Source organism: Ensifer sp. WSM1721, from assembly GCF_000513895.2.
In the GTDB taxonomy this organism is placed as follows: Bacteria; Pseudomonadota; Alphaproteobacteria; order Rhizobiales; family Rhizobiaceae; genus Sinorhizobium.
On the sequence record NZ_CP165783.1, the window covers coordinates 548,568 to 573,377 of the forward strand.

Consider the following 24,810-nt stretch of genomic DNA (forward strand, 5'->3'; position numbering starts at 1 on the left):
TATGCGTCGTGAGCCGGTATATCTCGGCGGACCGTCCGAACACACACTATGGGGTGAGCTTAAGAGCATCGGCCTGTGGGGTGTGATTTCGCGACGCTATGCGCTCTCTTTGTTTCTCGCTGTTTTCGCCGCGCCCACCATCTGGGCAGTTTTGTATTACGGCGTCATTTCATCGGATCGCTACATCTCGGAGGCCAAATTCATTGTTCGCGGCCTGAACGGCAATCAGGTAGGTGGGCTCTCGGTGTTGTTGCGAACCTTTGGCATATCTCGCGCAAACGAAGACTCCTACGCAATCCAAGCGTATGTCGTGTCTCGAGATGCCTTGCGAGAGCTTCAAAGGAAAATAGATGTCGTAGGCGTATACACTCGTCCAGAGGCCGATTTTCTGACTGGGTACTCTCATTTATTTTCCTCAGGTAGTTTTGATAAGTTTTATGATTACTATCAGGATCAGGTTATACTTGAGGAAGACATAGAGACTGGAATATCAACCTTGTACGTTTCTGCGTACCGGCCAGAAGATGCAAAGGCGATAGCGGATCAACTTCTCCTGTTAAGTGAGGAGAAAGTAAACGCCATGAACCTGCGCGCGCGCGAAGATGCGGTTCAAACGGCGCGCGCCACCTTAACGTCAGCAGAAGCGCGGTTGATTGAAGCTCATCGGCAGCTCACCGAATTTAGGAACGCACAATCGCTTGTCGACCCAACTCTAAGTGCAAGCGGCAACTTTGAAGTTATCGCAAACTTACTTTCGGAGCTTGCGGAAAAAGAGGTCTCACTGCGTTTCGTGCGGGAAAATTCGCAAGACAATCCAAATATTAGGGAGCTTGAAAGCCGCGTTAGATCGCTTAAGGAGCAAATCGAACTGGAAAAAGGCAAAATCGCCGGATCTGATGATGCTTTGGCCACCAAACTTGGAAGCTACGAGGAACTCGTGCTACGACGTTCGCTCGCTGAGAAGGAATACGAAACTGCAGCGAATTCGCTGGAGCAAGCACGACAGGAAGCCGGCCGCAAGCAGGTTTATCTGGAGGCCGTCGTACGACCGAATTTGCCTGACAAATCTGAGGAGCCGAAAAGACTGCGGTACATTTTCACCGTGGCGCTCTTATCTTTCTCCAGCTTCGTTATGATTTACCTTCTCGTGTCAGGCAGTCGAGAACATCTGAATATCCACTAAGATAGATGTGAGTTGATCGTGCAGCCCGGCATAACGCTCGAGAAAATCGCCAAAAAACGACGCACTATCAACGCGTTGCTTATACGGGAATTGATGCAACGCTTTGGACACGGAAATATCGGTTTCATGTGGCTGGTCGGAGAGCCGCTGATATTGACGGTGGGTGTAATGATCGTGTGGTCGCTTATCTACGGGGAGGAGAATCATGGGGTCAAGGTTATCCCTCTTGTCTTAACGGGCTACAGCATGCTGACCCTGTGGCGTCACATGGTTGCGCGATTTACACATAGCTTCCGTCATAACTCAGGCCTGCTTTTCCATCGAGTAATCAGACCCGTAGACATTCTGATCGCCCGAGGGTTACTCGAAGCCATCGGAACACTGGTCGCTTTTTTCGTCGCATACGTTCCGCTGAGACTTCTGGATTATATTGATCCCATCGACGACTACCTTGTGCTGCTAACGGCGTGGTTCCTTATGTGTGTTCTGACGTTTGGCGTGGCGCTCACGATATCTTGCCTCACGGAACTCTCGGACACGTTGGAAAGATTTGTGCAACCAGTAATGTATCTGCTGCTACCTCTAACGGGGGCGTTCTATATGGTCAGCTGGCTGCCAGAAACGGCTAGAGAAATCGCTTTGCTATCACCTATGGTTCACGCAAACGAGATGTTCCGAGGGGGCTTTTTCGGAGCTGCTGTTCCCACCTATTGGGATGCAGGATATCTTGCACTATGGGCTTTGGCTGTGAACGCCGTGGGGTGGTCATTGGTGCGCAAAGCACAGGATCATATTGAGATTGAATGATCGTATCGCAACGATTCTGCCGCGACGCGTGATGCGAAGGGTCTGTCATGACTACAAACGTAAAGTTGGATGAGAATGAGCAGCTGCTCACTCTTACGCCAGCGTCAATAAAAGGCGAGCTCCAAGCTTTTCCTTCCGCTCGAGCGATTCAGCCGCAATCAGCTAGGATCTGGGAGAAGGGCCGGCAATCTCTCCTTTTCCTTTCATGCGTCGTAATCCCGCTGCTCTTGAGCGTGATTTACAACTTTGTCATCGCTTCTGAACGATTTACGTCTACGGCGTCGTTTATCGTTCGGGAGAACCAAAGTTCAAACGGCTTGCTTTCGCTGGTTGCGAGCAATGGGATAAGTCGATCGGATGACAACAGTTACGCGATTGTCGAATATATGCAGTCGCGGGACGCGATTTCGTGGTTGAACTCGGACGGGCTATTAGAGCGAGTGTTCAATGCAGGCGGCGTTGACGTATTCTCCAAATTCCCCTCCTTTTTCTCCGGTCGAACGAAGGAAGACTTGTTTCAGCACTTCCAGAGCTACGTTGATGTTGAATTCAAGCAAGTGACGGGAGTAACTACAATCTCGGTGCAAGCCTTTAATCCAGCTGATGCAAAAGCGTTAGCAGACAAGTTGCTGCAGGGTGCCGAGTCGCTCGTTAACCTATTGAATGAAAGAATTCGTGCTGATTCCATCAGGAGCGCGAGCTCCATGGTTGAGGAGGCAACTGCGGATTTGCAGGCTGTTCAGAAACAGCTTACCGACTTCAGAAACGACGAAGGGATCTTGGATCCTGGAGCTGAGGCCACGATTTCGAACAAAGTTCTTACTGGGACTATGGGCGAAATATCGAAAGTGAACGCACAGTTATCAGTGTTGCTCGCGACGACACCGAATAGCCCGGCAATTCGGCAGTTGCAAGGCAAGAGAGATGCGCTAGAGAAGCAATTGTCTCGTCAGCGAGACGCTCTCGCGGGCGGCAACGATTCTTTGGCGAAGAAAATTGAGGCCTACGAGCAAGTTTCCTTGCAACGAAAGCTCGCGGAAAAGAGGCTCCTAAGCGCGGTAGCTTCTCTCGCCGCAGCTAAGCAGGATTTCGAGGGTAAGCGGATATATGTCGCAAGGGTTGTTGAGCCCAATTTGCCTGATCGCTTTTCGCATCCTCGGGGCTTCCTGAATGTTTTCCTAACTCTCGCGATCGGCTTCGCTATATTCTGGATCGTACGATCAATGATGCGGCTTCTACTCGAGGAGGTCTGAATTGATTGTTGCGCCCATCGCCACCGATATCGTGCCCTATGGCAACAGGAGCATAGCGCTCCAGAATATTAGGAAAACATATCATACGCCCACCGGCCCCAAAACGGTTCTTGACGGTGTCTCTTTTGATATCAAGAAGGGAGAGAAAATTGCCGTTTTGGGTCGCAATGGAGCCGGCAAATCCACTCTCGTGAAATTGATTGGGGGAGTCGAGAGGCCAACGAGTGGCACCATCCAACGTGGAATGAGCATGTCGTGGCCGCTGGCGTTCGGCGGGGGATTTGAGCCGTCCATGACGGGCCTGGACAATATCCGATTCATTGCAAGACTCTATAATCGTCCGATAGAGGAAACGATAGAGGCAGTGGATGATTTTGCAGAACTTGGTCGCAATCTCATCATGCCCGTGAAGTCGTATTCCTCGGGCATGAGAGCGCGGTTGGCGTTTGCGCTTACACTAGCGATAGACTTTGACTGTATGTTAATTGACGAGGTAATATCGGTCGGCGATCAACGCTTTCATCGGAAGTGCCATGACGCGCTATTTGTTCAGCGAAAACATTGTTCAATGATCTTGGTTAGTCACGATATTGCAATAATAAAATCTTACTGCAATAAAGCCTTAGTACTGAAGGGTGGTCGTGGTCGTGTTTTCACTGACGTGGATTTCGCCGTAGACATTTATTCGACTTTATAATGAGCTCGAATAGTATGATCTATGTGTTTTGTGGGCTTCCGTCGCCAAACGCCATCTTCGTTTCCAGGCTTGGCATTGATATCCTTCGTGAACGCTTTGGGGACTTTCACTACATAGTCGCCAATTCTGCCAACCAGTTGCGAGAGGGGCTCGATCAGCGTGGTAACAGGCCTTGTATGCTCTACTTTGATGTGCCCGACGAAACGCTTAGTCAGGCAGTAGTGAGGAATGGTGTGCCGACGGTTTTGGTCGCAGAACCATTTGAACAAGCCGTACTGTACTCCATGCAGGCCCGGAGTTTTTCCTTTGACGAGGCAGTGCGCTTTGTAACTCAGTCGGTATCCGCTCTCTTTCCGATAGCTTCATCCGAAACGATAGCCCCCCTCAAGCTCGGTTCACACCTGAACGAGCTCGAAAGTCTGGTCAATCGCATCTCTCTCTCCTTGGGATTCTCGCTAAGCGCCAGCAACATTCACAACATTCTGTCCCTGTACCGGCAAGGGGAAAACGCTCAGAAGTCGCTTTCTGAGATTGTGCTTCAGAGAATTGAGCATACTGCTGACGCGAGGACTCGCGCGCGTGAACTAAAGCGCGAGGACATAGAAGCCCTCCGATCGGTGGCCGCGGGCTACAACTTGTTCATGGGAGGGCGGCGACCGCCGCGCCTAACCTGGCCCGTTTCCATGTGCTTGAATGGCGAAAAGCCGCATCAAGGCGTCAAAGGCCCGATTGACCTGACGGGCCCCGCTCGCGTTCTGACTTTTGGCCCCTACCTGCACTTGCCAGTTGGCCGCTGGCGAGCGGAATTAACGTTCGCCGTGCGGGACAACCATTCAGGCAATAGTATTATGATTGATGCGATCGCAGACGGTGCGAGAGCAGCTGTAGGGCGAGCGGAGCTACCAACAAGCGGAAACTTTGTCACGTCACTGGATTTTCAGGTGAAGAAGCCACAGGACCCGATCGAAATCAGGACATTTATCGGGATCGGCGCAATAGAGGGAGAGATTGAACTTATAGATTTGACAATAGTAAGCCGTAACGGGTCCTAAGTGGGTCCCACTCTGACGATCACCCAACTTTGATCCTGATCCCCTGGGCGCTCGTGGCCGCTCTTATGGCACAGTCGTAGCCACGCGCATCAACGGACGCGTACGTATCAGATTGAGGTGAGCACGTCGGTCGAGCGTGGCCGGCGGTGGTCTCGGGAGGACAAGGAACGGCTTGTTGCAGCGACATTCGAGCCGCAGGCAAGTATTTTGGAGATCGCCCGATCGGCCGGCATGTGGCCGGGCCTTTCCGCTAGCGAAAAGGGAGCTCTGCCAAATTGATGGTTCCCGCCTAGGCTGCTAATTGACTTAATGAAAGGGGCGGCTTCGACGATGTGTCTCATGTGCGTCTTGTGCCAAACAGGTGACAAGCTCATCGTCGATCTTGCTATCTACATCGCAGTTGGTTTAAGCCACTTCCCAGCGATTTGTGAGGGAGCTTGAATGCGAAAACCTGTTGATTATGCATTTCTCGGCAATGGCGTCGGCATAACAAGAACGCATCGAGGCCACAGGTTCTTTGTGTCCACGAACGATTTCGGGCTTTCCCCCCACGTCATCATGGATGGTGTTTGGGAACAGGCGATTGAATCTTCGATACTGACTCTCTTAAACGAGGGTGACACTGTCGTCGAAGTCGGCTGCAATATGGGCTACCACACAATTGCGATGTGCGACAAAATTGGCAGATTGGGAAAGCTTTACGGCTTCGAAGCAAACCCGCATGTATTCGACCTGTTGTCGTTGAGCATTGAATACAACGACTTCAGACCGGTTGCGCGGCTCCATAACGTTGCGGCCACTGACAAGGAGGGTGAAGCTCGCTTCGGTTTTCGCCAATCACAGATCGGCAGTGGCAGTCTGGTGCCAGGCAAGGGTATGGACTCTGCAACCGACTTCATCACAGTAAAGACGAAACGCCTGGACGATGTGCTTGAGGACGTTAGCAACGTATCCCTGCTGCGCATGGATGCAGAAGGCTCCGAGCCCCTGATTATTCGCGGAGCACGTGGGGTCATCGAGCGGTCTCCGAATCTGCGTATCGTTATGGAATGGTCAGTGAACATGATGTCGGGCGCCGCTAATACTAGCGACTTCATCGCTGACCTCGAACAAATGGGCTTCAGGGCATGGCGCATCGATGGTGAAGCGGTGTTTACACCACTTCAAATGTCCGAACTCGAAAACCTCCCCCACTGCGAGCTGGCATTCTCACGCACCGAAATAACTCAACCACGCAGGGAGGTGGTTTCTGCTGCCGCCCCAGCAACCATAGGAGCCCCGCATCATATGATGAAATTGCCGCCGCGCCGTGACGATATGAAGTGCAAGCTCTGCGGCTCACATGCCACATTCAAATTTGGCCTGCCATATAACAAGCGTGCCAACCACCCGATACCTAATCAGCCGGATGATTGTTGGTATTACCAGTGTGACAACTGCAATTTCCTTTTCACCGATGCGCTCGACTACGATAAAGACCACACCGAAATCTATGACGAGACCTATTGGCAGAACCAAGATCCGGATTGGTATGGTCGTGTCACCGAAACGTTCCGGCTATGTGCGCTTGCAAATGAGCTGCTGAAGACACGCCTTGATCGTGCAGAAATCCTAGATTTCGGATCTGGTATTGGCGGATTTATTGAAATGGGGCGCCGGTCGCTAAATCTCAATGTCTGGGGGACGGACATTATTCCACCGAAAGTGGGGAAAGAGCACTTCCTGCCGGAACTCGGCGACCGAAAGTTTGACATCATCACAGCTTGCGAGGTGATAGAACATCTGCCGAATCCGCGCGAGATCTTCGACTTCATCCGTAGTCACCTGAAGTCGCCGGGCGTTTTTGCTTTCCAAACCGCGCAGTGGGACCCGGAGGTGCTCGACCGCAACTGGTGGTACCTGGGGCCGCATAACGGCCACATCTCGCTCTATAGCCGCGAAGGCTTCACGCATGTTTTCAAAGAGATGGGGGGAAAAGAGCGCCGATTGTGGAATGAGTATCCGGGCGTACAGGCTTGGCTATTCGACTGAAACAGCCAAGCGACAAATTCCATAAAAACCCGGTTTCGTGAACCGACCCCGCGAGGTGGACGGTTGATGGACCGAGGTAGCGGGAGCTGAGTTGGGTCTTGCACACGCTCAGTTCCGTTTGACAGGCTGTTGAAACGCAGACTCAATTGCCACCAGCATTTCGGTCTAAGCCCAATTGTCGAGACTGGCCTTGGATCTGCCATTCGGGGGCATTGGATTTAACGACGGGCTTCTATAGGGTCCGCCCGGGTTCAATGTGGGTTCTTCATAGTGACAAACCAACTAGCCGCCGATACCAATGCGAGTATTGCGACTCTCGCCGAATTCTTCCGAGTTTTTCTCGATGAAACGGAGTTCAAGGAGTACCGCTCCGCGGAGCGAGTCGTCGCAAATTTGAAATTGCAAGGGAACACGGTATCGGGTTCTCCAGTAGTACGGCCCGCCGACTGCGGCCGAGCAATTTCCACGCTCACGGAGATATTCAACAACAATCAGTTCTACTTTCGTACGGGCGACCCACGACATATTGATCGCTTCGAACGTCTGATATCCGAGCTCGCGGAGTTCTGTCACAAAACGTATCCATCAGAGGCGCTTGGTGCTGATTTATTGCGCGCACGGATTAAGTTGTTCTCCGGTAACCCGTCCGCGGCGCTTGAAATCGTCACACGTTATGTGGAGAGGCCCTACCTTATTGAAGGAGGCTTTGAAAAAGCACTATTGGTGGCGACTGTCTTCGGAGAGTCTCATTTGCAGAAGGGAACGCTCGCCAAATGCGATGTGTCATTTGTTAGTTGGGGGCGCTGGCTCAAGAGTATCGGGGGTGGCTCGACCGCTAACCGAATTGCCGAAAGCTTGGCCCCCTTCGTTGCCGTTAGTCCTCTCGACCAAAGTTCCTCCAGTGTGATCTCCAGATGGATTGCGCGCCTGTCCGGAAGGTATGTTAGGGCAAAACGAGATTACAACCGCTGGCATCTCGGCGCCCGAAACTGGTTGGAGTCGCGTATCTGTACTATATTGATCGCCACTCTATTTAAGCTGTTGAGCCTGCAAGAGAAAAATAAGGGGCCGCACAGTGCGGCTATGGACGCATCCAGTGGGCGCGTTCTCGTAACGCGGGCGATGGGGGGCATTGGAGATCTCTTGATGATGTCCCCGGGGCTAAGGATACTCGCACAAAAAACGGGCCAGCCGGTAGACTTTGCGATACCGAAGAAGTTCCATCCCTTGTTTTGGAACAATCCCAGCGTGAATCTCCATGACATTGAGGGTCCGCGCTTGGATATCCGAGCTTATATGTCTTGGAGGAATCTGTCGATTTGTCCTGCTGGCCGATACGAGAGCGCCAATCGACCTAATGCTAAAAAGGGCCGCGTCGAGTTGTTTGCACTTGGAATGGGGGTCAAGAAGCATGAATTCGAGCGAGATACCAAGAAGATCGATTATTTTCTAAGTCCTGAACAACGGCAGTTCTGTGAAGACTACAAGAAAGAGCATGCGCTTGGAAACCGGCCGATTATTGGTATTCAGCCATATTCGCGCGATAGCTACAAAGATCATGGCAAAATCACTGAGATTATCCATTCCCTTTCTCAAGCCTACGATGTCTTAATTTTTCACCATGTCCGGGACGGATTGCCTGCGGGGGAGCGGATTTTCTCCACAGCAGGTCAACCCTTAGGGAACTCTCTTGCACTAGTTTCGATACTCGACGTGATGGTGAGCGTTGACTCGGCGTTTCTGCATGCCGCGGCGGCGTTCGATGTTCCGGTGGTGGCCATGTTTGGCCCGACCGACGGGGCATTGTTCACGCAACATCACAAGCGCGTCAAAGTACTCTGGAAGCGCCAAGACTTTCCTTGTGCTCCATGTTGGCGAAATGAGGACCTACCCTGTCCGCTGACACAAACCAAGATGTCACTATCTCGGCAGCAAAAAGAAATGAGTCCATGCGTAAATGCCATAACGGTAGATGAAGTTAGGGCGAGCGTCATTGAAATGATTGCGACGGCTCGAGAAAACGCCGCCGAATAGTCTGAGCTATGTGCGATATTGTCCTCTCAGAATGGAAACTCTTTTACAGAGACTCTCCGACCTCAAGTTCTGCGTGCCCGGCTATCTTTCTGGATCGCGACGGAGTTATAATCGAAGATGTCAGCTATATAAGCGATCCTGAAGACGTTCGGCTGATAGCTGGGGTCGCCAAAACCATCGAAAACTTTCGATCTGCTGGCTTTAAAGTCGTAGTTGTAACAAATCAGTCCGGTGTGGCTCGCGGTTACTTTAATCGTGAAGCATATCTTCTCGTCGAAGGCAGGATACGGGAACTCCTCGGATCCAATGCGCCGGATGCAGTCTATGCATGCCCCTTTCACAGGGACGGCCATGCCCCCTACAACGTTGATCATAGCTGGCGCAAACCCGGGGACGGCATGCTTCGAACTGCTGCCGTGGATCTAAACCTGGATCTATCGAAATCAATCATGGTAGGCGATAACATCTCCGATATCGAAGCGGGTCTTTCAGCAGGCGTATCCCACATTTTTCATGTATTGACGGGGCATGGTGCCAAACATCGGGAGGAAGTAGATCGCCTGCTGCAATCTCTGACACAGAACGTCGGAGAGAAGGCGCGGCTATATTGTGTCGATTCAATTGCGCAGGTAAACCCGGAAGTTAAGGCCAGCTGAATGCGGATACTTCTCGACGTCACGCGTACGCTGGTGCGGCGCTATAATTCTACGCCTACCGGTATTGATCGCGTGGAGCACGCGCTTATACGTTGGCTCCTGCATGGAGGCTCATCGAGATACCCTGATGCGGGTTTCGTAGTCACGACGCCATATCTGCGAGCCGTATTGTCTCGCAAAGACATGTTTCCTGTGCTGACTGAGATTGAGGGACGATGGGCGGCTGCTAGTCAGCCCGAAAGAAAAACTGCACTATATCGAAAATTGCGGCTCTCGCTCGAAGGGTCCATTGAGGCGGACCGCGTCTCGCCTGGCGCTCTGCGAATAGAAGGAGAGCGGAACACCCAAAGAAAGTTGCGCGCATACGCTGATATCGCCCAGTTAGCCCTCCTTCGAGCGGGGCAATTTCGCAGGGCCCTGAGTGACAGTGAGCGGGTACCAACCCTTTACATGCATAGTTCACACACGCAATTAGAGCAAACCCACCTTTTCTCATGGACAAAGCGGGGTCAGGTCCGAGTAGCTTTCTTTATACACGATCTTATCCCGATTGACTTTCCCGAGTTTTGTGGAAACACGGCCGCGCAAACGCATCGGCGCCGCATGCGCACAGTTTCCGAATATGGATCATGCATAGTTGTTAATTCCCAGTATACCAAAGACAGGGTAATTGAACACTTCAAAAGAGAAAACATACCTCTCAAAAATACCGGAGTATCACACTTAGGGAACGTAATACAGGAATACAGCCGCGGCGCTTTGGAGCCGCCGACAGCTAAAGTGCCATATTTTGTTTTCCTGAGCACAATCGAGGGCCGAAAGAACATCACACATCTTTTTAACGTCTGGAGACAGATTATTCATCACTATGGGTACGGCGCTGCTCCGCGCCTCGTCATTGTCGGCAAACGCGGCTGGAAGTGCGAAAACGTAATAGACGTCCTTGACCGCACCAGAGAGTTGGCGCCATGCCTAGTGGAAGTGTCGGGCCTAACGGACATTGAGCTGGCCTCGCTAATGGCGGGGGCGACGGGAATTCTCTCCCCCTCCTTGGTGGAGGGTTACAGCCTCCCGCCTATCGAGGGCGCGAAGAGGCACATTCCGGTGATTGCATCCGATATTGCCGTTCACCGCGAGATCTTAGGTGACGCCGCCATCTTGCTGGATCCCACCGACGGGCCAGGCTGGCGCGAAGCTATCATGAAGCTGGTTCACGATCCGGATTTTCGAAACGAGCGGGTGGCGGCGACTTTTGACCTGCCAAGGATTTCCTGGGATGACTTCGCCGCAGATGCTTTATCCCAGGCGGTCGAGCTCTCGAGTGGAGAACATATATATGCGGAGGGTCGCTGAGAGGTATTCCTTCGATTTACACGTTGCCTTCACCCTCTGTCGATAGTGATCGGAGGCATCTCTTGCCGGTTTCCAATCCTACTGCGTGCTCGGATGTGCGAATGACGTCGTCCTCGCCGAAATACGATCCCGTTTGGATTTCAATTAATTCGAGGGTTTCTTTTCCTGGATTTACGAGTCGGTGAGTTGTACCGACAGGTATGTGTATCGGACTATTCTCGCCCACAACTTGCACGTGGCCTCCGATAGTCACTTCTGCGATGCCGCGGACGACAACCCAGTGCTCGGATCGATAAAGGTGCTTTTGGAGCGCGAGCCCTTTTCCCGGGTTAACAAACACGCGCTTTACCCGGAACTCATCGCTACTCAAAATCGAAGTATATCCGCCCCAAGGGCGGTAAGTCGTCGGGTGAGTTTCGGTCAACTTCGATGTCGCAGGCGCAGAGGCAAGAAGTGACACGACTTGGCCCACCTTCTGACTGTCGTCCAGGTGGCCAACGTAAACGGCATCCTCGCTGGCGATGACAGCAACATTTTCAAGCCCCTGCACCACGACATGCGTCCCGCGAGATAAGACCAGTGACTTTCGCGTATTTGACAAGGTCGTGTTTGCGGAGGTTACGTTTCCGTTCGCATCGCGGCCGCCGGCCTTCCAGACCGAGTCCCAACTGCCAAGATCGGACCATTTGAACCCAGCAGGCACAACCGCAGTGTTCGATGTCTTTTCCAAAACGGCATAGTCGAAGGAGATGTCCGGGCTGCTTCCAAAGGCCTCCCGTTCGAGCCGAATGAAATCGAGATCTCTGACTGACCGAGACGCGGCCGTCTTCGTGGCCAGCCAAACTTCCGGAGCGTACTCCTCCATTTCATCGAGCAGCGCCGCGATTGAAAACATGAACATGCCTGAATTCCAAAAGAATCCGCCGGTAGATAACATCTCAATCGCATCGGGAAGGCTCGGCTTCTCAATAAAACGCTTGACGGCAAGAGCGCCGCTCACGAACTCCGCACCGGTTTCGATGTAACCATAGCCGGTTGCGGGTTCAGTAGGCGTGATGCCGAAGGTCACCAATTTACCATTCTCAGCGGCCGCCCGTCCGATGGAATTCGCCTTGAGGTAATGCTGGTCAACCGTGATCTCATGATCGGAGGCTAACACCTGAAGGATTGCGTTCGTGTCGAACAGGTTGGAGGCAATGGCCGCGGCCGCCGCGATTGCGGGGGCAGTGTTGCGAGCCAGTGGTTCCAGTATGATGGTAGCTAACCCAACGTTCACCTCGCGAGCCTGTTCGGCCGCTACGAAGCGGAACTCTTCGTTGGTAACGACAATTGGAGGTTCGTAGATGTCCGAGTCTGCGACGCGTAACAACGCGCTCTGAAACAACGTTTCCTCACTATAAAACTGCATAAATTGTTTCGGGCTGGCGGTCCGCGATAGGGGCCATAATCGAGTGCCCTTGCCGCCAGCCATGATCACGGGAATGACCTTGTTCGTCACTTGCCAGTCTTCCTTATGCTTGGCCCGGCGCCTTGCGTTCGTTCCAAAGGCTGAGCCGGGAGAGTCCAGCTTTCAACAACTCATTTGCGGCAATTTCTGTGTTGGCCTCAACGTAGCAACGCATTTCCGGCGCGTTGCCAGAGGGTCGCAGGTGGACAATACGTTTGTCCGTCAGCTCGATACGAAGGCCATCAATGTCGCTCGTCGCAGCTACTTGTCCGATCTCCCGTAGAAAGTCGGACAGGTTGGCCCTGCAGGCGCGCAAATATGTCATGAGAGATGCGCTAACATGCGCAGGGAAATTGGGGAGACGAGCAGCAGCGGCAGCCGCCAACTTATATGATCCAGCAATTGCGGAGAGCGGTTTCTTTTGTGCACTAAGGAGGGAAAGCACTGCCAATATCGGGAGAATGCTGTCACGTGTTGGCAACGCCTCCAAACAAACTCCTCTTATATAAAAGGCCTGCGAGGTAAGCACGCCACCGTTTGCTTCAAAGCCAACTAGGCTATCTCCTCCCGCGGCAATGGCCTCTCTCATCGCGGCTATCACGAAAGGGGATCCAACTTGAGTTCGTGTAACGTGAAATCCTAATGCTTCGATTCCGGAATTGGATGTGACTGGGGTGACGATTGACTTGGCGTTGAGAAACTGAGCCGTCATTAGTCCAACAAGGTCGCCCCGAAGTGGATTGCCTTTTTCATCCGCAATAAGTGGTCGATCGCCATCGCCATCCGCGGACACAATCGCGTCAAGATCGTGCAGCGTCGCCCAGCTGTTGAACCGCGCGACCGTTTCCTCAGGTACCGCCTCGGTGTCAAGGGGTACAAATGTTTCGGAGCGTCCGAGCGAAATAACGCGTGCTCCGTACCGTACAAGAAGCGCAGTTATTAAATCGCGTGCAACAGTACTGTGCTCATAGACGCCGATTATAAGCCCAGATAATGCCTCATCGGAAAGTAGATTTGAATTTCGCTTCAGAAAAAGGTCGACGCATCTTTGTGAATGGTCTTCAGCTTGCTTTCCGCCGTCAACCGAGAGATCGTTAGCAGTTGCGATCGAAGTTGCCAGCGCGGTGATCGCCGCTTCCTCTGCTTTTCCAATCTCACCGTCTGAGAGGTAAAACTTAATTCCGTTGCGGTCGGCGGGAATATGCGATCCAGTTATCATCATGGATGCGGACCGCAACTTCAAGGCATAGTGTGCAAGGGCAGGCGTCGGCACTGTACCACATTCGAAGATTTTGAACCCGAGGGCCGCCAAAGCCGATCGGCAGATTGCCTCGATCGTCGGACTGGACTCCCGACAATCGCGTCCAATTATTATTGCATCCCCTGGCCGGGCCTTGCCGCTTTCGAGAAGATAGCGGCCGAACGCCGTCGCATAGATTACGGAGCCAGTCTCAACTAGATCAGCGGACAGGCCACGGAGGCCGCTCGTTCCAAACTTCATGATGCCCAAACATTTGCGCTAGCATTGCTTGTGTCATACGCGTTGGATCGTTGCACCGCAATAACGCGCTTTTGCTTCATGACGCGCGGTGCGAAGGGGTATACCTTGACGAGAAGTGCTCCGGAGGCCAAGCCCAGTTGGCGGGGCTCGAGTGCCACGACTGGTTGCAAGCCGCGTAGTCAGGCGCCGCTCGGCAACTCCAACGCAGCCAGCCGCTCGTTGCAGCTTACCTCGACGATACGGTGAAGATATTCGGTCCGCTGGAGCATCCATGTGAGCGCCTCCTCGGTGATGTCGAAGTGCTTGGCGTAGCGCGCCTTCACATAGGCCTCGTTGAGGAGGTTGTACCAAGCGGTGAAACGATGTTGATCGCGCGGCCAAGCCTCGATGAGTCGACGGTCCTGGTCTTCAGCAATCCCGCGAAGGAACTTCAGATTGTGCGAAGGCGGACTATAGTTGGTGAGCGTCAAGAGGACAGTCGCGTAGGCATGCTCGGTGGCCTGATGCAGGCTAAAGGTGGCGAGGCGTATCCATTCCGGAGCATCCCCGATCTGTTCGGCTTGCCATTGGGCTGTCCGCAGCATCAACTGGGCCTCTGGAAAGCGTCTCTCAAAGTGGTCTTTTGCCACCCGGTGCGCGTCGGTCGGGGAAAGCCGTTTCGGCTCGGCCAACGGCCGGTCATCAAGCTCATAGAGCACGATACCCTCGCGCACGATATCCACGAAGAAATACTGCCCGTCGGCCAGGAAGTTGTTTACTTCTCGGGCGCCATGGACAATCAGCCCGACCGGCGTCCTCACATCCTTGTCCCATAACAAGCGATCGGTCGTTTTGTCCCAATATTCCGGTTCGGCAAGCTTCTTTGTGTTGACGATGACGAGAATGTCGTAGTCGGAACGGTAGCCCTTCATCGTGTGCGGCTCGTCCACCCAGCTGCCGCGGGCATAGGAGCCGAACAGGATGATCTTCTGGATCCGGCCGCGCTTCTTGAAGGCGGCCGAGCTACCCTCGAGCGCGTCGGAAAACTCCTCGTGTATGATCTCGACGACGCGGGCAAGCTCGCGCCGCTTCGTCTCCGGCAGATGTTCCAGGCTCGATTTCATGTCCAACCGATAGGGCAAACATGACTCCTCGTCTAGTGCCTGTTTTCATTGGGTTTTAGCTAATGAGGTGTGCCATTTGATGGTCGGAGGCATGCATCGCCGGAAGTGTCGGTCGTTTTCAGGTGTGTTTCGGGAAGATCAGACCCATCTCCGTCTTTTTCTAACAAGAACCCTCCAGGTCCCTTGACGTCTTCACCGATCGTCCTTCCGTCCTCGTCGTGCCGCTGTGTCAGCCACCGCACTCCCTCGCCGTTCTTACTTCACTCGCTCCAGGATGGAGGAGGGGTGGCTCGTGCCGTGTGGTCTGTGGCCCGTTGGAAAAAGAAGCGCTGAAAACTGACAAAATTGCTCCGCGGGGAACTGCCGACGTGATCAAGGGTGAGGTGCAAAGCGTGGAACCCGCATTGCTGGTGCGAGGCTCCACACAACAAGGTGACCAGAAAGTTGGCAATCCGCGACGCTGCCGTTCGCAGCTCATACAATGAGCAGCAGGAGCGCCGCGCCGATAAAGAGCACCCCTGATATCGTGGATGCGGAGATCACAAGCAGATCGTGGTCGTAGTTCTTCTTCTCCCGGTCGTTGCGATGCATTTGATCCTCCAGGCGGAGTCGAGTCGCGGTGTGAAGTTAAGAGTCTTTTAATTTTAACTCGTGCCAGGGAGTTAGGCCATCGGCCCGCGTCACGCGCTTCAAGAGGCTTTCCCGCCAGAGCCCTGGTTCCCCGGCGAGGGCGGCGAGCTGTGCCGAAACGTCAACGAGGTCCGAAGCCGGCTCTGGAGGGCCTGCGCCTTTCTTATCGCGGTCGCCCATATTCCAGGTCCCCTTATGGGTGGGTAGTCGCGTAGGGCGGTCTTGTGCACGTTCGACGAGGTCCGCCGCTTTTCTGCGGAAGCGGCAGACCTCTCAGCGCCATCGGAAATGAGGGTGCTGGCGGCTCGGAACATCAAACCACGGTGCAGCACTACCGACCATTTGCCTTTCAGCTTAATCCTCACAACTCCGGACCGGCGCGAGCGGCGAAGACGCATCAGAAGGTCGCAGGTGTCCGCGAGGACGGTCATGCCGGCGAGCAGACGCTCACGGCCGTGCGGGAGTACCCCGGGGGGTGTCAGCAAACTCATTCAGGACTGCGAAGGTTCGCATGTGCTTCCTTCGCTCGCCCTCAAACGCAAAGACCGGCTTCCTCGGGCAACCTTCGGGGCTGGACGATTGCGCAACTGGCAAGGATCCGAAGGGCGAGTGGAAGGATCAGCCGGGCGTCGTTGGGAACGTTCTGCGCCTTACGGCGGATGCAAGCGGCTCGCTTGTCGAAACGCTGCAGACGCCGCGAGGCATAGCCTCGACACCGGCAGCTTGGAGGCTCGCTGGGCAGCCCGCTGTCGGCCGCCGGCGCAATCTTCACCGGCGATGGGCCCGTCCAGAGGGCTGGCCCTCGCGGCCGTGCTCGTTAGGCTTTGGTATTTCGTGCAGCGTGTTCGGGAGGCGGGGTGATGCTCTTAACTCCGCGCGCGGTTAGGCCTTAGCCTTCGATACTGAACTCGTCCTCGATCATCATCACGGTTTGAGCGACTTCGAGAGAGTCGGCGCCGAGGTCTTCGACGATGGCGGCCTCGTCTACAACTCGGGAAGCGTTTACGCCCAACTGCTTGATGATGATTTCCTTTATACGATCAGCAACGTCGGCTCATGGGGTTTTCCATCGGTGTCCTCTCTCGAGCGGCCACAGTTCCGTAGCAGGGCAACTGGCAAGCCGCCGGCTCATAATACGAAAGACCCGGTCCGCTTCGGGGACCTGCAATCGATTTGAGGTGACGATTAGGCCTTTTTCAACTTCTCGGCCAGCTCATTTGCCTTCTCCCGGGAGTTGCCGGCGTCCCGAATTATCTCCCGGGCCTGCTCAGCGGTGAGCTTGTGCTTCTGCTTGAAGTAGATGAGCTCGTAGGCCTGCCCAGCTGCGACGCGTCGCCGATCGCGGCCAACGGCTTTCTTGCGGTCTGTCACTTCGTCCTCCCTTTGCAGTGACCGTAGGAAACGGTCGCCGTGAAGGTAGGTTCCAGGTGGATTATGCCACGGGAGATGGGGACGCATGTTCCTCATCCAACCGGATTAGGAACAGCTTTGGCGAGCTCATTCCGTGCTGGGGGCGTTCCCAACTCGTTCGCTTATATTTCAGGCTTGCCTGATGTTTTCGCCCCCCCGAACTGGGTAGGGCAGCCCTCAGCCACGAGAGCCATGCAACAGCGACTCGCTATCGCGTTGTCAGTTCGCACACGACCTGTTGCGGTCCCGCCCAGCGGTCATCCCTACTTCGGTGCATCCTCCCGAACCGATCCCATTAGGCACGCTCCCGGGCACTAAGCGGCCTGGGCGCGTCAATCCCCCGCGGGCCTCAAATCGCGCCACCTCGGCTCATCGGCACCACACGCAGGAGGTCGGTCAGGGTGTCACGGCGGAAAAAATCTCGCTCCGGACGTCTGCGTCGCCTAGATAGCCCTCGATCGCGTGCGCATCCTCTCCGTTTTCGATGCTCGAGTTATTGAAGATCCCGCCAGCGAAAGTCTCTTGGGTCAGCGGCTTTCCCAAAGTCACGAGGTCATCCACATCGAGCCCGTTGTACCAACGCGTGACTCCGGCCGGCACAGCATGCGGCCGCCTCAGCGCCGATTTTACAGCTTCCAGGGCCAGCGGTGACCCCAGTGTGGTGAATAGCGGCACCTTCACCTTGAGTTCGCGGAGGAGCCTGAATCCAATGACCGATCCCAATGAATGCCCGACCACCACACAGCCATCGGTAAGACACGGCCTGACGACCCCGTCCACACGCAACGTCACATGGTCACGCCTCAGATATGCATAGGCCTGCCTGACCAGCAGGAGGAATAGGCCTCCCTTGAACGGAGACAACTTCTCGAGCAGGCGGAGTATTGCAAGGAAGCGGCGATCTTCGAGCGGACCCTGGGTGATCGCCTGTTCGCGCTCGATCAGCTCGCGTGTAAGACCTCTTTCAAGTGCGACCTGATGGAGCGCCGACGTCACGAATTCCCGCTCCTCGTCGTCGCCTGGGATTCCCATGGCCACGGCCTGTTCCGGGGTTGCCGGCTCCGTCGCACCCGCCAGAACGTCTCCGTAGAAAGGCGCCACGATTTCGATGCTAGCGAGCTCGCCCGGATCCCCGAGGAAACCTGTCCACTCCCGGCGGATAATCTCCGAGCTCTTTCCTTGCTGGTTGATGCCATGAAGGAAGACGAGACGCATCAGACCTCTCCGTATTAGATCAAATCCGCAAAAAAGGCCGGACGCGATCGGAAATGTGGTGAACGCATGCGGCAGGAACCTCATTTCTCAACCCGAGCGATGCCCCTCAAACGGTGAGCCTGGTGATGTACAGGAGGCCCTAAGGCGGGCCGCACTCGGGATCCCAGCCCCCAAATCCGCTCCAATTGAGTAGCCGTCCGGATATGCCCTCGGAACGGCACCGCTCGAAGCTCGATCCAGCATATACATGCTACCTAAATTAGAGACGAAACATAGCTATGTCATTTCCGGATGTGATTTGGGCTGAGCGGGAGGTCTCGGTTGGCGCGCTGAGAAGCTTCGGCGACGTTGATGACATCGGCTCCCCGGCGAATTTTCGCGCGCGAGCTCACGATGCACACGCTCGGCGAGGTGATCGCCGCCGGCGACACGGTTTTGCAGACCGTTCCCTCAACGGCAGTCTTGTCGTCGTGAGCTCGCACAGCCGACGGTCACCCGTTGATCCAGTATGCAGGAGGGGTCGATCACACCAGAGGTCATCTAGTTCTGAAAAAAGATTTATTCTACAAATTCTTAATGTCAATACTTCAGGTTGATGTTGAGCTTCCGAGGTTCAGCCGCTGCACTAGTCAATTCCGGCGTTTCTGATGGGATGACTGGTCGGCGTCAGCCCGAGCGCCTATCAGGACGCCTGCGAGATCCTTGGACCGCAGAACGCCCCGGCGGTTATCGTCTGTATCCTCGAAAAGGGCAGGCACAGAGAACGCCGGCGGCTACTTGCGCAATCTGACACGCAAGACTGCGTGCGGCGAGTTCTCGCTTGGGCCAATGTTGATGGCGTTGACGCGGGCGAACGGCGCCTCGGGCCGCAAGGCTTCGTAGCGTCCGCTAGTTCTTTGCACCAGTGCAGATGGTTTCCAGGAGTTCAATCGTCAATGACTGAGCCACGTGCGGAATATCGGAGAAGCTCTCTCGGTGGAGAAGTCTCGTCATGATGGCTTTCGCGAACTGCGCGTTCATCTGGCGAGCAACTTTCAGTGCCGCCTCGCATTTATCGTGGAACGGCGTTAAGGCGTCATTGAGGTACTGCACGCCGTGAGTTTTCACGACGCAGGCGATGTCGAACATGTCGCGGGGCTGCATCGCGGCGCCGCGGTAGTAAATCTTCTTTGCGATGATTTCCCCGGGGGTCTCGAGCAGAACGTCTCGGCCGCGCACCTCCGCTCTCACCGTCGGGTTTCCGGTCAGGCTGGGGGCACAGATAAAGTCGATCTCGCCGACACTTTCGAAAACGATCTTCAACGTCCGCGATCCATCGAACTCATAACCGTCAGGGTTGATGTCGAGCGCGTAGCCCTGCGTCTTCGGATTCAGATATGGCAGAAGTTGAGGATCATCGAGGAAGATGTCGACGTCGAAACTCTCGCGGTGATCGATCTGGAGCATCAGGGCCGTACCGCCCCCAAAAGTCCAACTGTCGATCAGAGTAAGTTCGGAGTTTGCTTGCTCGATGATGCGGCAAGCCTGGTCAAACAGGTCGCTCCATCTGCTGACCGGGTGTTCGACCAACTACGCCGCTCGCGCCAAAGGGAGGGGGTAGCCAGCAAGTGCCGAGAACTTCCGTGCCAGGTCGGAGGCGGCCGTCGGATCGACGTGCATTTCGTCCAAAAACAAGATCTGTAGATTCTCGTCCACCTCGGAAAAGAAGGAAAATACCGAAGGATCGCAAGAGACTGCGCTGGCAGGATCGGAAATCTTGGATGCCAACTGCTCAGCCGAAAGGGTCGTCCCATAAGGGGCGTTGACAGTGGACAGAACCTTTACTGCAACGATCGACATCTTCCTGAACCACAGTACTCTTAGAATTCTACATATATCGCCACGATGTCTGCGAAACAAGGATAGCAAGTGAAGAGGTTGTTACATGTTATCGGATGGCTCGGATAGCCGGAACAAATTGATGTCAAACTCGAAGGGTCTTTTAGGCGTCTGCCCTGATGCAAGACGTTTGCCCCTTTTCGGCCGTCGCGTGGCCGACGACTCAGAACAGATACGGTTTGTCCGCCCAGGCGAGCAGGACCGCGGCATCGCGATCGGGCAAGCGCACACGCTCGGCACGCAGCCCCTTTGCGATCGCATGACCGACATCGGGATCGACCCAATGGCCGTGCGTCATGAGAAAATACCAAGGCGCTCGAGGCGATCCGCGAAGCGGGAGCGAGCCGTGAGAAGGTGATGGAGTACCTCGGGAAATAGCCCCGACCCCGATCGTGCGGAGTATGCCCCTATCGCGCACGCCAGACTGAAAGATCAAAAGTAATCTCCTGGCGATACGTTCAGCAGCTTCGCAATCGCGGCGGAGCCCTTTTTCAGCCAGGATTTCCGTGAAGACCTCGTCCAGCAAGTTTGATGCCAGCCGGTGAAATCGCATCTGAATGCTCGTGCCGCTTCGGCATGGCGCGGCCTCCTGATTTAGGGCGAAGCGTCGATCTTTCAGCCACCGGCGCCGGTACCATCAGCCGATGTTGATCAAAGTGTAGCCTCTGCGACGAGATGGCGAGTCATATGATCGCGCCTAGGCGCGGCCGAGCGCCAGATGACGATGGATCTCAGGCAAGTCCGGGCGGAGACCTAAACTGCGAGTGCCCGCGCAGGGGACTAGAGCGGGCACTCCTAGCAGGTTGGGGGACCTGAATGCCGAATTGCTCGGCATCAACTTAACTTGCGCTGTGCGCTTTGGTTCCGCCTGACCATCGGCGCGCGAACACTCATGCAACAGGTTCGGTCGGATCGAGGATGTCGGCGGTGTCGTTCTTCGGAGAGCCGACCTTTCGATGGATCGGCCACATCGTCATCAAGTCAGCCGGGAACGGTTTCATCAGGTTGTACGGATCCGGCTCCGGCGACAGCCAGCGCTCGTAGTCCTCCCGGTGGAGGATGACCGGCATGCGGTCATGGATGGTCGCCATCATCTCGTTCGGCGGGCAGGTGATGACGCAGAAGGTGCGGATGTCCTCGCCGGTTTGCGGATTGCGCCAGCTTTCCCAGACGCCGGCGAGCGCGAACGGCTCGCCGGACTTCATGGCGATGGCATAGGGCTGCTTGTTCTTGCCTGTGCCGAAAATGTCCTTCCACTCGAAAAAGCCGTCGATCGGTATGAGGCAGCGCCGGCTGGCGTAGGCTTTCTTGAACATGCCGTTGGATGAGATGCCCTCGCATCGGGCGTTGACCGGCGGCGGTCGGCCGGGCCTCGTCTCCTTCATCCAGCCTGGAATCAAGCCCCACCGGGCACTGACGAAGGTCGGACCGAAGACGTCCGGGTCGCGGACGACGTCGCGGATGATGATCGGGTAATAGAGCGAGGGCGCGCCGTTGTAGCGCGGGAACTGGTTCGCCAGCCCCTCGACACGTTCGCGCTGCGCGAAAGAGAAGTTGCGCAGCAGCTCGCCAAGCGTGCTTTTGATGTAGATGCGTCCGCACATCGGCTTTCCTCTCCAGGCGGCAAAGGTATAGTGGCTGACCGCGGTGTCAACTCGCAGATCAGCGCGTAACCTTTCCGACCTTGATCACATTGCCATCCTTGTTCCTGCACTTGGCGCAGCGCAGCTTCCGCGCCAACGGCAGGATTGGTTGCTTGGCCCCGAATTTCTTCACCAAGGCACGCCGATCCAATCTGCTTTCGCGGCCGCATGCGCGGCACTCGCAAAAGAGCTCGTACCATTCCGGCAGATTTGCGAAGGTGATTTCTTCTGGAGAGCCGGCCGGCGCCGCCGCACCGTCGGCCGGCTGGCTCGAGAGAGCAATCCCTCCTTGGCAAGCATGGTGCTTCCGTAATTTAACTTGCAGCGGTCGTAGAACTTGTTCGTCGTCCTCTTACAGCCGTTCGCCAGCGCAAGTTCCGTCAGCAGGCCCGGCATGCTTCGCTCACCGATCCGCTCCAGCATTGCCTTTGCATCGTAGATTCTGCTGACGCCGCATTCGCATTCAATCCGGATCTTTTCACCGGCGAATTCCGAAAGCCACCAGGATCCCGATCTAGGCATGTCGTGACTTCCATTCCGGCCGGTGCTGGAAGCAGAACCAGGCAGGCTCGGACTTGCCGACGGCAAAGCCGAAGCCGCCCCATTTCTCACAGCCGGGGTGTTCGCAATAGTGCTCATAGAGTGCGGTGTCGTTGCGCCGATCTGCGCCACCTTCGTCGCTCATCATGAGCTCCTTGCCGTCTCTCTGTCGTGTGCCGGTTTCCAGCCACGGGTGAAACCCAGACTCATCGCTATTTCGGCGAGCGCGAGTTGTTCGCGGAGGTACTTGCAGTCGGCAAGGAGAGTGCGGATCGTCGCTTCGGCGTCGCCGCCATGCCAAGCCAGTGCGGCGGCGACATCATCCAACCAGTCGTCGTACTTTTCGACGTCGGATCGATCCTTTACGGCAGACATGGCTTTTCCTCCCCCGCGGACACAAGGTTGTGGCTCTTGAAAAATTGTCAGATGGCGGCGTTAGCGCCGACGGAATGTTCTTATTATGTTCTCATTCGCGGGTGAGTCAATGAGGCTTTTGGGGCTGCATCGGAACTAGGGAAGTCGCCGGGACGACGACGGGGACGGAGTTGCAGCAGCCTCTACGATTTCTTGCGGCCGGACTGCTTTTTCTCGAGGCTCTCCTTGAGAGCCGACATAAGATCGATGACGTTGCCGGTGTAGGTCGGCTCGTCGCCCTTGCCTATCGGCTTGGCCCCCTTCTTTGCCGACTTCCGCTTGCTCTCGATGATTTCCTTGAGCTTTTCCTGCACCGGGTCGCGCACCATGTTCGGATTCCACGGTTTGCTCCTCTCCTCGATCAGCGTGGTGACGAGACTCATCAGCTTGGGATCGTTGTCGCCATCGCCGATATCGTCGAAGTAGTGCTCCGGCTTTCTGACCTCGTCGCCATAGCGCAGCGTCCAAACGACGATCCCCTTTCCGCACGGCTCCAGCATTACGGCGCGCTCTCGGCGGCCGATGACGAGCCTCGATATGCCGACGACCTTCTCGGCCTCCATGGCGTCCCGGATGACGCTGAACGCCTCGTGCCCGACCTCGTCCGACGGCGTCAGGTAGTGCGGCTTCTCGAGCCAGACCCACTCGATCGTGTTACGCGGCACGAACATTTCGATGTCGATTGTCCTGGCACTTTCGAGGGCGACACTCTCCAGTTCCTCATCCTCGATCACGAGGAAGTCGTTTTCGCCGCGTTCATAGCCCTTCGCTTCGTCTTCTTCCCGGACTTCCTTGCCAGTTTCCGCGTCGACATATCTGGAGACGACGCGATTGTTCGTCTTGCGGTTCAGGGTATGGAAGCGGACCTTCTCAGATTCGCTGGTCGCCGGCATCATCGAAACAGGGCAGGTGACGAGCGAGAGCTTCAGGTAGCCTTTCCAGTATGGACGTGGGGGCGCCATCCTTCACCTCGCTAGCTGGCGCGGCGGCGTTGCGCGGGCGCACTCTTTGCGGTTGCCTTCGACTTGGCCTTCGCAGCGGTCGAGCGGGTTGCTTTTGCTCTGCCCTTGGCCGCGGCCTTGCCTTCACGCCCCTTCGACTCGGCTGCTGGCTTGAAGCCTGCGCTCTGGCGCAAGGCCTCAAGCAGTTCGTTGGGTTTCGAGACCTTCGGAGGAGCGCGCTTCGGCAGGGTCTTGCCCTCCAGCTTGGCTTTGATCAATTCGGCGAGCGCGGCTTCGTACCGGTCGTCGAACTCCTCAGCCGAGAAGGTTCCCTTTTTCATGCCGATGATGTGCTTGGCGAGGTCGAGCATCTCGCCCTTGATCTTGATGTCGGGGATTTCCTTGAAGGCTTCCTTGGCGCTCCGGACCTCATAATCGAAGTTGAGGGTGGTGGCGATCAGCCCCTTGTCGTGCGTGCGGAGCAAGACGGTGCGCATCCGCCGGAAAAGGACTGTCTGGGCGATGGCGGCGACCTCCTTCTTGCGCATGCCGTCGCGCAGCAGCGCATAGGCCTCCGTGCCCATCTTGTCCGGTGTCAGATAATAGGGCCGGTCGAAATAGACCTTGTCGATGTCATCGCAGGAAATGAACGCCTGGACATGCAGGGTCTTGTCGCTCTCCGGTACTGCCGAGGCAACTTCCTCCGGCTCGAGAACGACGTATCTGTCGTTGTCGAGCTCGTAGCCCTTGACCTGGTCTTCCTTCTCCACCGGCTTGCCGGTAACGCCATCGACGAATTCGCGGCGCACCCGGTTTCCGGTTTTTCGGTTGACGGTGTGGAAGGAGATCCGTTCGGAAGTCGACGTGGCGGTGTAAAGCGCCACTGGTGCGGTCACCTCGCCGAATCGAATATATCCCTTCCATTGGGCTCGTGCGGCGACTGCCATTGTCTCGCTCCTGCCGCAGTATGCGGGCTCGCGAGTCAACCGAATCGCTTTCTTATTTGTTCCGGCTCAAAAACA

Annotated in this window: 25 protein-coding genes and 2 pseudogenes; 12 read left to right on the forward strand and 15 right to left on the reverse strand. The window is 55.5% G+C overall.

Going from position 1 to position 24,810, the window contains the following annotated elements:
- Position 1 precedes the first annotated feature (1 nt).
- The 10 genes from M728_RS20125 to M728_RS20170 all read left to right on the forward strand — a co-directional run bounded on the left by M728_RS20125 (position 2) and on the right by M728_RS20170 (position 11,066).
- Entirely contained in the window at positions 2-1,183 is a 1,182-nt protein-coding gene (locus M728_RS20125; protein WP_026619965.1) for a hypothetical protein, read from the forward strand.
- 18 nt (positions 1,184-1,201) lie between these two features.
- Positions 1,202-1,990, forward strand: a complete 789-nt coding sequence (locus M728_RS20130) for an ABC transporter permease (protein WP_245269684.1) — start codon at positions 1,202-1,204, stop codon at positions 1,988-1,990.
- Positions 1,991-2,037: 47 nt separating this feature from the next.
- A complete protein-coding gene (locus M728_RS20135; RefSeq protein ID WP_026619963.1) occupies positions 2,038-3,243 on the forward strand; it encodes a hypothetical protein in 1,206 nt (401 codons plus the stop codon).
- 4 nt (positions 3,244-3,247) lie between these two features.
- On the forward strand, positions 3,248-3,940 hold the full coding sequence (locus tag M728_RS20140; protein ID WP_370906506.1) for an ABC transporter ATP-binding protein: 693 nt from the start codon (positions 3,248-3,250) through the stop codon (positions 3,938-3,940).
- Positions 3,941-3,954: 14 nt separating this feature from the next.
- Positions 3,955-4,992 carry a hypothetical protein gene (locus tag M728_RS20145; RefSeq protein ID WP_026619961.1) on the forward strand — a complete coding sequence of 346 codons (1,038 nt, stop codon included), beginning with the start codon at positions 3,955-3,957 and terminating at the stop codon, positions 4,990-4,992.
- 117 nt (positions 4,993-5,109) lie between these two features.
- The gene (locus M728_RS20150; RefSeq protein WP_198023380.1) at positions 5,110-5,271 is read left to right on the forward strand and encodes a transposase; all 162 of its coding nucleotides are present in this window, start codon (positions 5,110-5,112) and stop codon (positions 5,269-5,271) included.
- A 162-nt stretch (positions 5,272-5,433) separates the two neighbouring features.
- Complete coding sequence (locus M728_RS20155; RefSeq protein ID WP_026619960.1) at positions 5,434-7,023, forward strand: class I SAM-dependent methyltransferase; 1,590 nt, start codon at positions 5,434-5,436, stop codon at positions 7,021-7,023.
- A gap of 270 nt (positions 7,024-7,293) precedes the next feature.
- A complete protein-coding gene (locus M728_RS20160) occupies positions 7,294-9,057 on the forward strand; it encodes a glycosyltransferase family 9 protein (protein ID WP_156943387.1) in 1,764 nt (587 codons plus the stop codon).
- Positions 9,058-9,065: 8 nt separating this feature from the next.
- Positions 9,066-9,713: an HAD-IIIA family hydrolase gene (locus M728_RS20165; RefSeq protein WP_084044370.1), complete on the forward strand. Its 648-nt coding sequence runs from the start codon at positions 9,066-9,068 to the stop codon at positions 9,711-9,713.
- Between the two features lie 603 nt (positions 9,714-10,316).
- Entirely contained in the window at positions 10,317-11,066 is a 750-nt protein-coding gene (locus M728_RS20170; protein ID WP_198023379.1) for a glycosyltransferase, read from the forward strand.
- Between the two features lie 16 nt (positions 11,067-11,082).
- On the opposite strand, the gene M728_RS20175 is transcribed toward M728_RS20170, so the two are convergent.
- The 6 genes and pseudogenes from M728_RS20175 to M728_RS20200 form a co-directional block, all read right to left on the reverse strand.
- Complete coding sequence (locus M728_RS20175; RefSeq protein WP_084044366.1) at positions 11,083-12,564, reverse strand: mannose-1-phosphate guanylyltransferase/mannose-6-phosphate isomerase; 1,482 nt, start codon at positions 12,562-12,564, stop codon at positions 11,083-11,085.
- 13 nt (positions 12,565-12,577) lie between these two features.
- Positions 12,578-14,014, reverse strand: a complete 1,437-nt coding sequence (locus M728_RS20180; RefSeq protein ID WP_026619957.1) for a phosphomannomutase — start codon at positions 14,012-14,014, stop codon at positions 12,578-12,580.
- Positions 14,015-14,193: 179 nt separating this feature from the next.
- The gene (locus tag M728_RS20185; RefSeq protein ID WP_026619956.1) at positions 14,194-15,117 is read right to left on the reverse strand and encodes a nucleotidyltransferase and HEPN domain-containing protein; all 924 of its coding nucleotides are present in this window, start codon (positions 15,115-15,117) and stop codon (positions 14,194-14,196) included.
- Between the two features lie 1,525 nt (positions 15,118-16,642).
- A pseudogene (locus M728_RS20190) lies at positions 16,643-16,783 on the reverse strand (phosphopantetheine-binding protein); the annotation flags it as partial.
- A gap of 149 nt (positions 16,784-16,932) precedes the next feature.
- A complete protein-coding gene (locus M728_RS20195) occupies positions 16,933-17,118 on the reverse strand; it encodes a DUF3606 domain-containing protein (protein WP_026619954.1) in 186 nt (61 codons plus the stop codon).
- Between the two features lie 435 nt (positions 17,119-17,553).
- Positions 17,554-18,372: a hypothetical protein gene (locus M728_RS20200; protein WP_051440860.1), complete on the reverse strand. Its 819-nt coding sequence runs from the start codon at positions 18,370-18,372 to the stop codon at positions 17,554-17,556.
- Positions 18,373-18,723: 351 nt separating this feature from the next.
- Between M728_RS20200 and M728_RS20205 the strand changes: the two genes are divergently transcribed.
- Together M728_RS20205 and repC are read left to right on the forward strand one after the other, a co-directional pair.
- Positions 18,724-18,846: a hypothetical protein gene (locus M728_RS20205; protein WP_256375564.1), complete on the forward strand. Its 123-nt coding sequence runs from the start codon at positions 18,724-18,726 to the stop codon at positions 18,844-18,846.
- Positions 18,847-19,028: 182 nt separating this feature from the next.
- Positions 19,029-19,209 (forward strand): annotated as a pseudogene (repC, locus tag M728_RS20210) (replication initiation protein RepC); the annotation flags it as partial.
- Positions 19,210-19,260: 51 nt separating this feature from the next.
- Here repC and M728_RS20215 read toward each other — a convergent pair.
- The 9 genes from M728_RS20215 to M728_RS20255 all read right to left on the reverse strand — a co-directional run bounded on the left by M728_RS20215 (position 19,261) and on the right by M728_RS20255 (position 24,735).
- Positions 19,261-19,857: a nucleotidyl transferase AbiEii/AbiGii toxin family protein gene (locus M728_RS20215; RefSeq protein WP_026619952.1), complete on the reverse strand. Its 597-nt coding sequence runs from the start codon at positions 19,855-19,857 to the stop codon at positions 19,261-19,263.
- A gap of 84 nt (positions 19,858-19,941) precedes the next feature.
- Entirely contained in the window at positions 19,942-20,211 is a 270-nt protein-coding gene (locus M728_RS20220; protein ID WP_026619951.1) for a hypothetical protein, read from the reverse strand.
- A 202-nt stretch (positions 20,212-20,413) separates the two neighbouring features.
- Entirely contained in the window at positions 20,414-20,548 is a 135-nt protein-coding gene (locus M728_RS20225) for a hypothetical protein (RefSeq protein ID WP_256375566.1), read from the reverse strand.
- A 592-nt stretch (positions 20,549-21,140) separates the two neighbouring features.
- Positions 21,141-21,854 (reverse strand): SOS response-associated peptidase, encoded by a 714-nt coding sequence (locus tag M728_RS20230; protein WP_026619950.1) that lies wholly within the window; start codon positions 21,852-21,854, stop codon positions 21,141-21,143.
- A gap of 168 nt (positions 21,855-22,022) precedes the next feature.
- Positions 22,023-22,316, reverse strand: a complete 294-nt coding sequence (locus M728_RS20235) for a hypothetical protein (protein ID WP_245269680.1) — start codon at positions 22,314-22,316, stop codon at positions 22,023-22,025.
- A gap of 91 nt (positions 22,317-22,407) precedes the next feature.
- On the reverse strand, positions 22,408-22,578 hold the full coding sequence (locus M728_RS20240) for a hypothetical protein (RefSeq protein ID WP_198023378.1): 171 nt from the start codon (positions 22,576-22,578) through the stop codon (positions 22,408-22,410).
- Positions 22,578-22,808: a hypothetical protein gene (locus M728_RS20245; protein WP_026619948.1), complete on the reverse strand. Its 231-nt coding sequence runs from the start codon at positions 22,806-22,808 to the stop codon at positions 22,578-22,580. Before M728_RS20245 ends, M728_RS20240 begins: the two co-directional genes overlap by 1 nt.
- 182 nt (positions 22,809-22,990) lie before the next feature.
- Positions 22,991-23,809, reverse strand: coding sequence for a Ku protein (locus M728_RS20250; protein ID WP_026619947.1), 819 nt, complete (start codon positions 23,807-23,809; stop codon positions 22,991-22,993).
- An 11-nt stretch (positions 23,810-23,820) separates the two neighbouring features.
- Positions 23,821-24,735: a Ku protein gene (locus M728_RS20255; RefSeq protein WP_026619946.1), complete on the reverse strand. Its 915-nt coding sequence runs from the start codon at positions 24,733-24,735 to the stop codon at positions 23,821-23,823.
- Between the last annotated feature and the right edge of the window lie 75 nt (positions 24,736-24,810).

Excerpts from the sequence above, each read along its gene's own strand:
- M728_RS20200 (WP_051440860.1), bottom strand. The coding sequence starts at position 18,372 with ATGCGTCTCGTCTTCCTTCATGGCATCAACCAGCAAGGAAAGAGCTCG.
- M728_RS20125 (WP_026619965.1), top strand. The coding sequence starts at position 2 with ATGCGTCGTGAGCCGGTATATCTCGGCGGACCGTCCGAACACACACTA.
- M728_RS20145 (WP_026619961.1), top strand. The coding sequence starts at position 3,955 with ATGATCTATGTGTTTTGTGGGCTTCCGTCGCCAAACGCCATCTTCGTT.
- M728_RS20135 (WP_026619963.1), top strand. The coding sequence starts at position 2,038 with ATGACTACAAACGTAAAGTTGGATGAGAATGAGCAGCTGCTCACTCTT.
- M728_RS20180 (WP_026619957.1), bottom strand. The coding sequence starts at position 14,014 with ATGAAGTTTGGAACGAGCGGCCTCCGTGGCCTGTCCGCTGATCTAGTT.
- M728_RS20185 (WP_026619956.1), bottom strand. The coding sequence starts at position 15,117 with ATGAAATCGAGCCTGGAACATCTGCCGGAGACGAAGCGGCGCGAGCTT.
- M728_RS20250 (WP_026619947.1), bottom strand. The coding sequence starts at position 23,809 with ATGGCGCCCCCACGTCCATACTGGAAAGGCTACCTGAAGCTCTCGCTC.
- M728_RS20240 (WP_198023378.1), bottom strand. The coding sequence starts at position 22,578 with ATGAGCGACGAAGGTGGCGCAGATCGGCGCAACGACACCGCACTCTAT.
- M728_RS20230 (WP_026619950.1), bottom strand. The coding sequence starts at position 21,854 with ATGTGCGGACGCATCTACATCAAAAGCACGCTTGGCGAGCTGCTGCGC.
- M728_RS20235 (WP_245269680.1), bottom strand. The coding sequence starts at position 22,316 with ATGCTGGAGCGGATCGGTGAGCGAAGCATGCCGGGCCTGCTGACGGAA.
- M728_RS20255 (WP_026619946.1), bottom strand. The coding sequence starts at position 24,735 with ATGGCAGTCGCCGCACGAGCCCAATGGAAGGGATATATTCGATTCGGC.
- M728_RS20170 (WP_198023379.1), top strand. The coding sequence starts at position 10,317 with ATGCGCACAGTTTCCGAATATGGATCATGCATAGTTGTTAATTCCCAG.
- M728_RS20205 (WP_256375564.1), top strand. The coding sequence starts at position 18,724 with ATGACATCGGCTCCCCGGCGAATTTTCGCGCGCGAGCTCACGATGCAC.
- M728_RS20245 (WP_026619948.1), bottom strand. The coding sequence starts at position 22,808 with ATGTCTGCCGTAAAGGATCGATCCGACGTCGAAAAGTACGACGACTGG.
- M728_RS20225 (WP_256375566.1), bottom strand. The coding sequence starts at position 20,548 with ATGACGCACGGCCATTGGGTCGATCCCGATGTCGGTCATGCGATCGCA.
- M728_RS20220 (WP_026619951.1), bottom strand. The coding sequence starts at position 20,211 with ATGTCGATCGTTGCAGTAAAGGTTCTGTCCACTGTCAACGCCCCTTAT.
- M728_RS20155 (WP_026619960.1), top strand. The coding sequence starts at position 5,434 with ATGCGAAAACCTGTTGATTATGCATTTCTCGGCAATGGCGTCGGCATA.
- M728_RS20165 (WP_084044370.1), top strand. The coding sequence starts at position 9,066 with ATGTGCGATATTGTCCTCTCAGAATGGAAACTCTTTTACAGAGACTCT.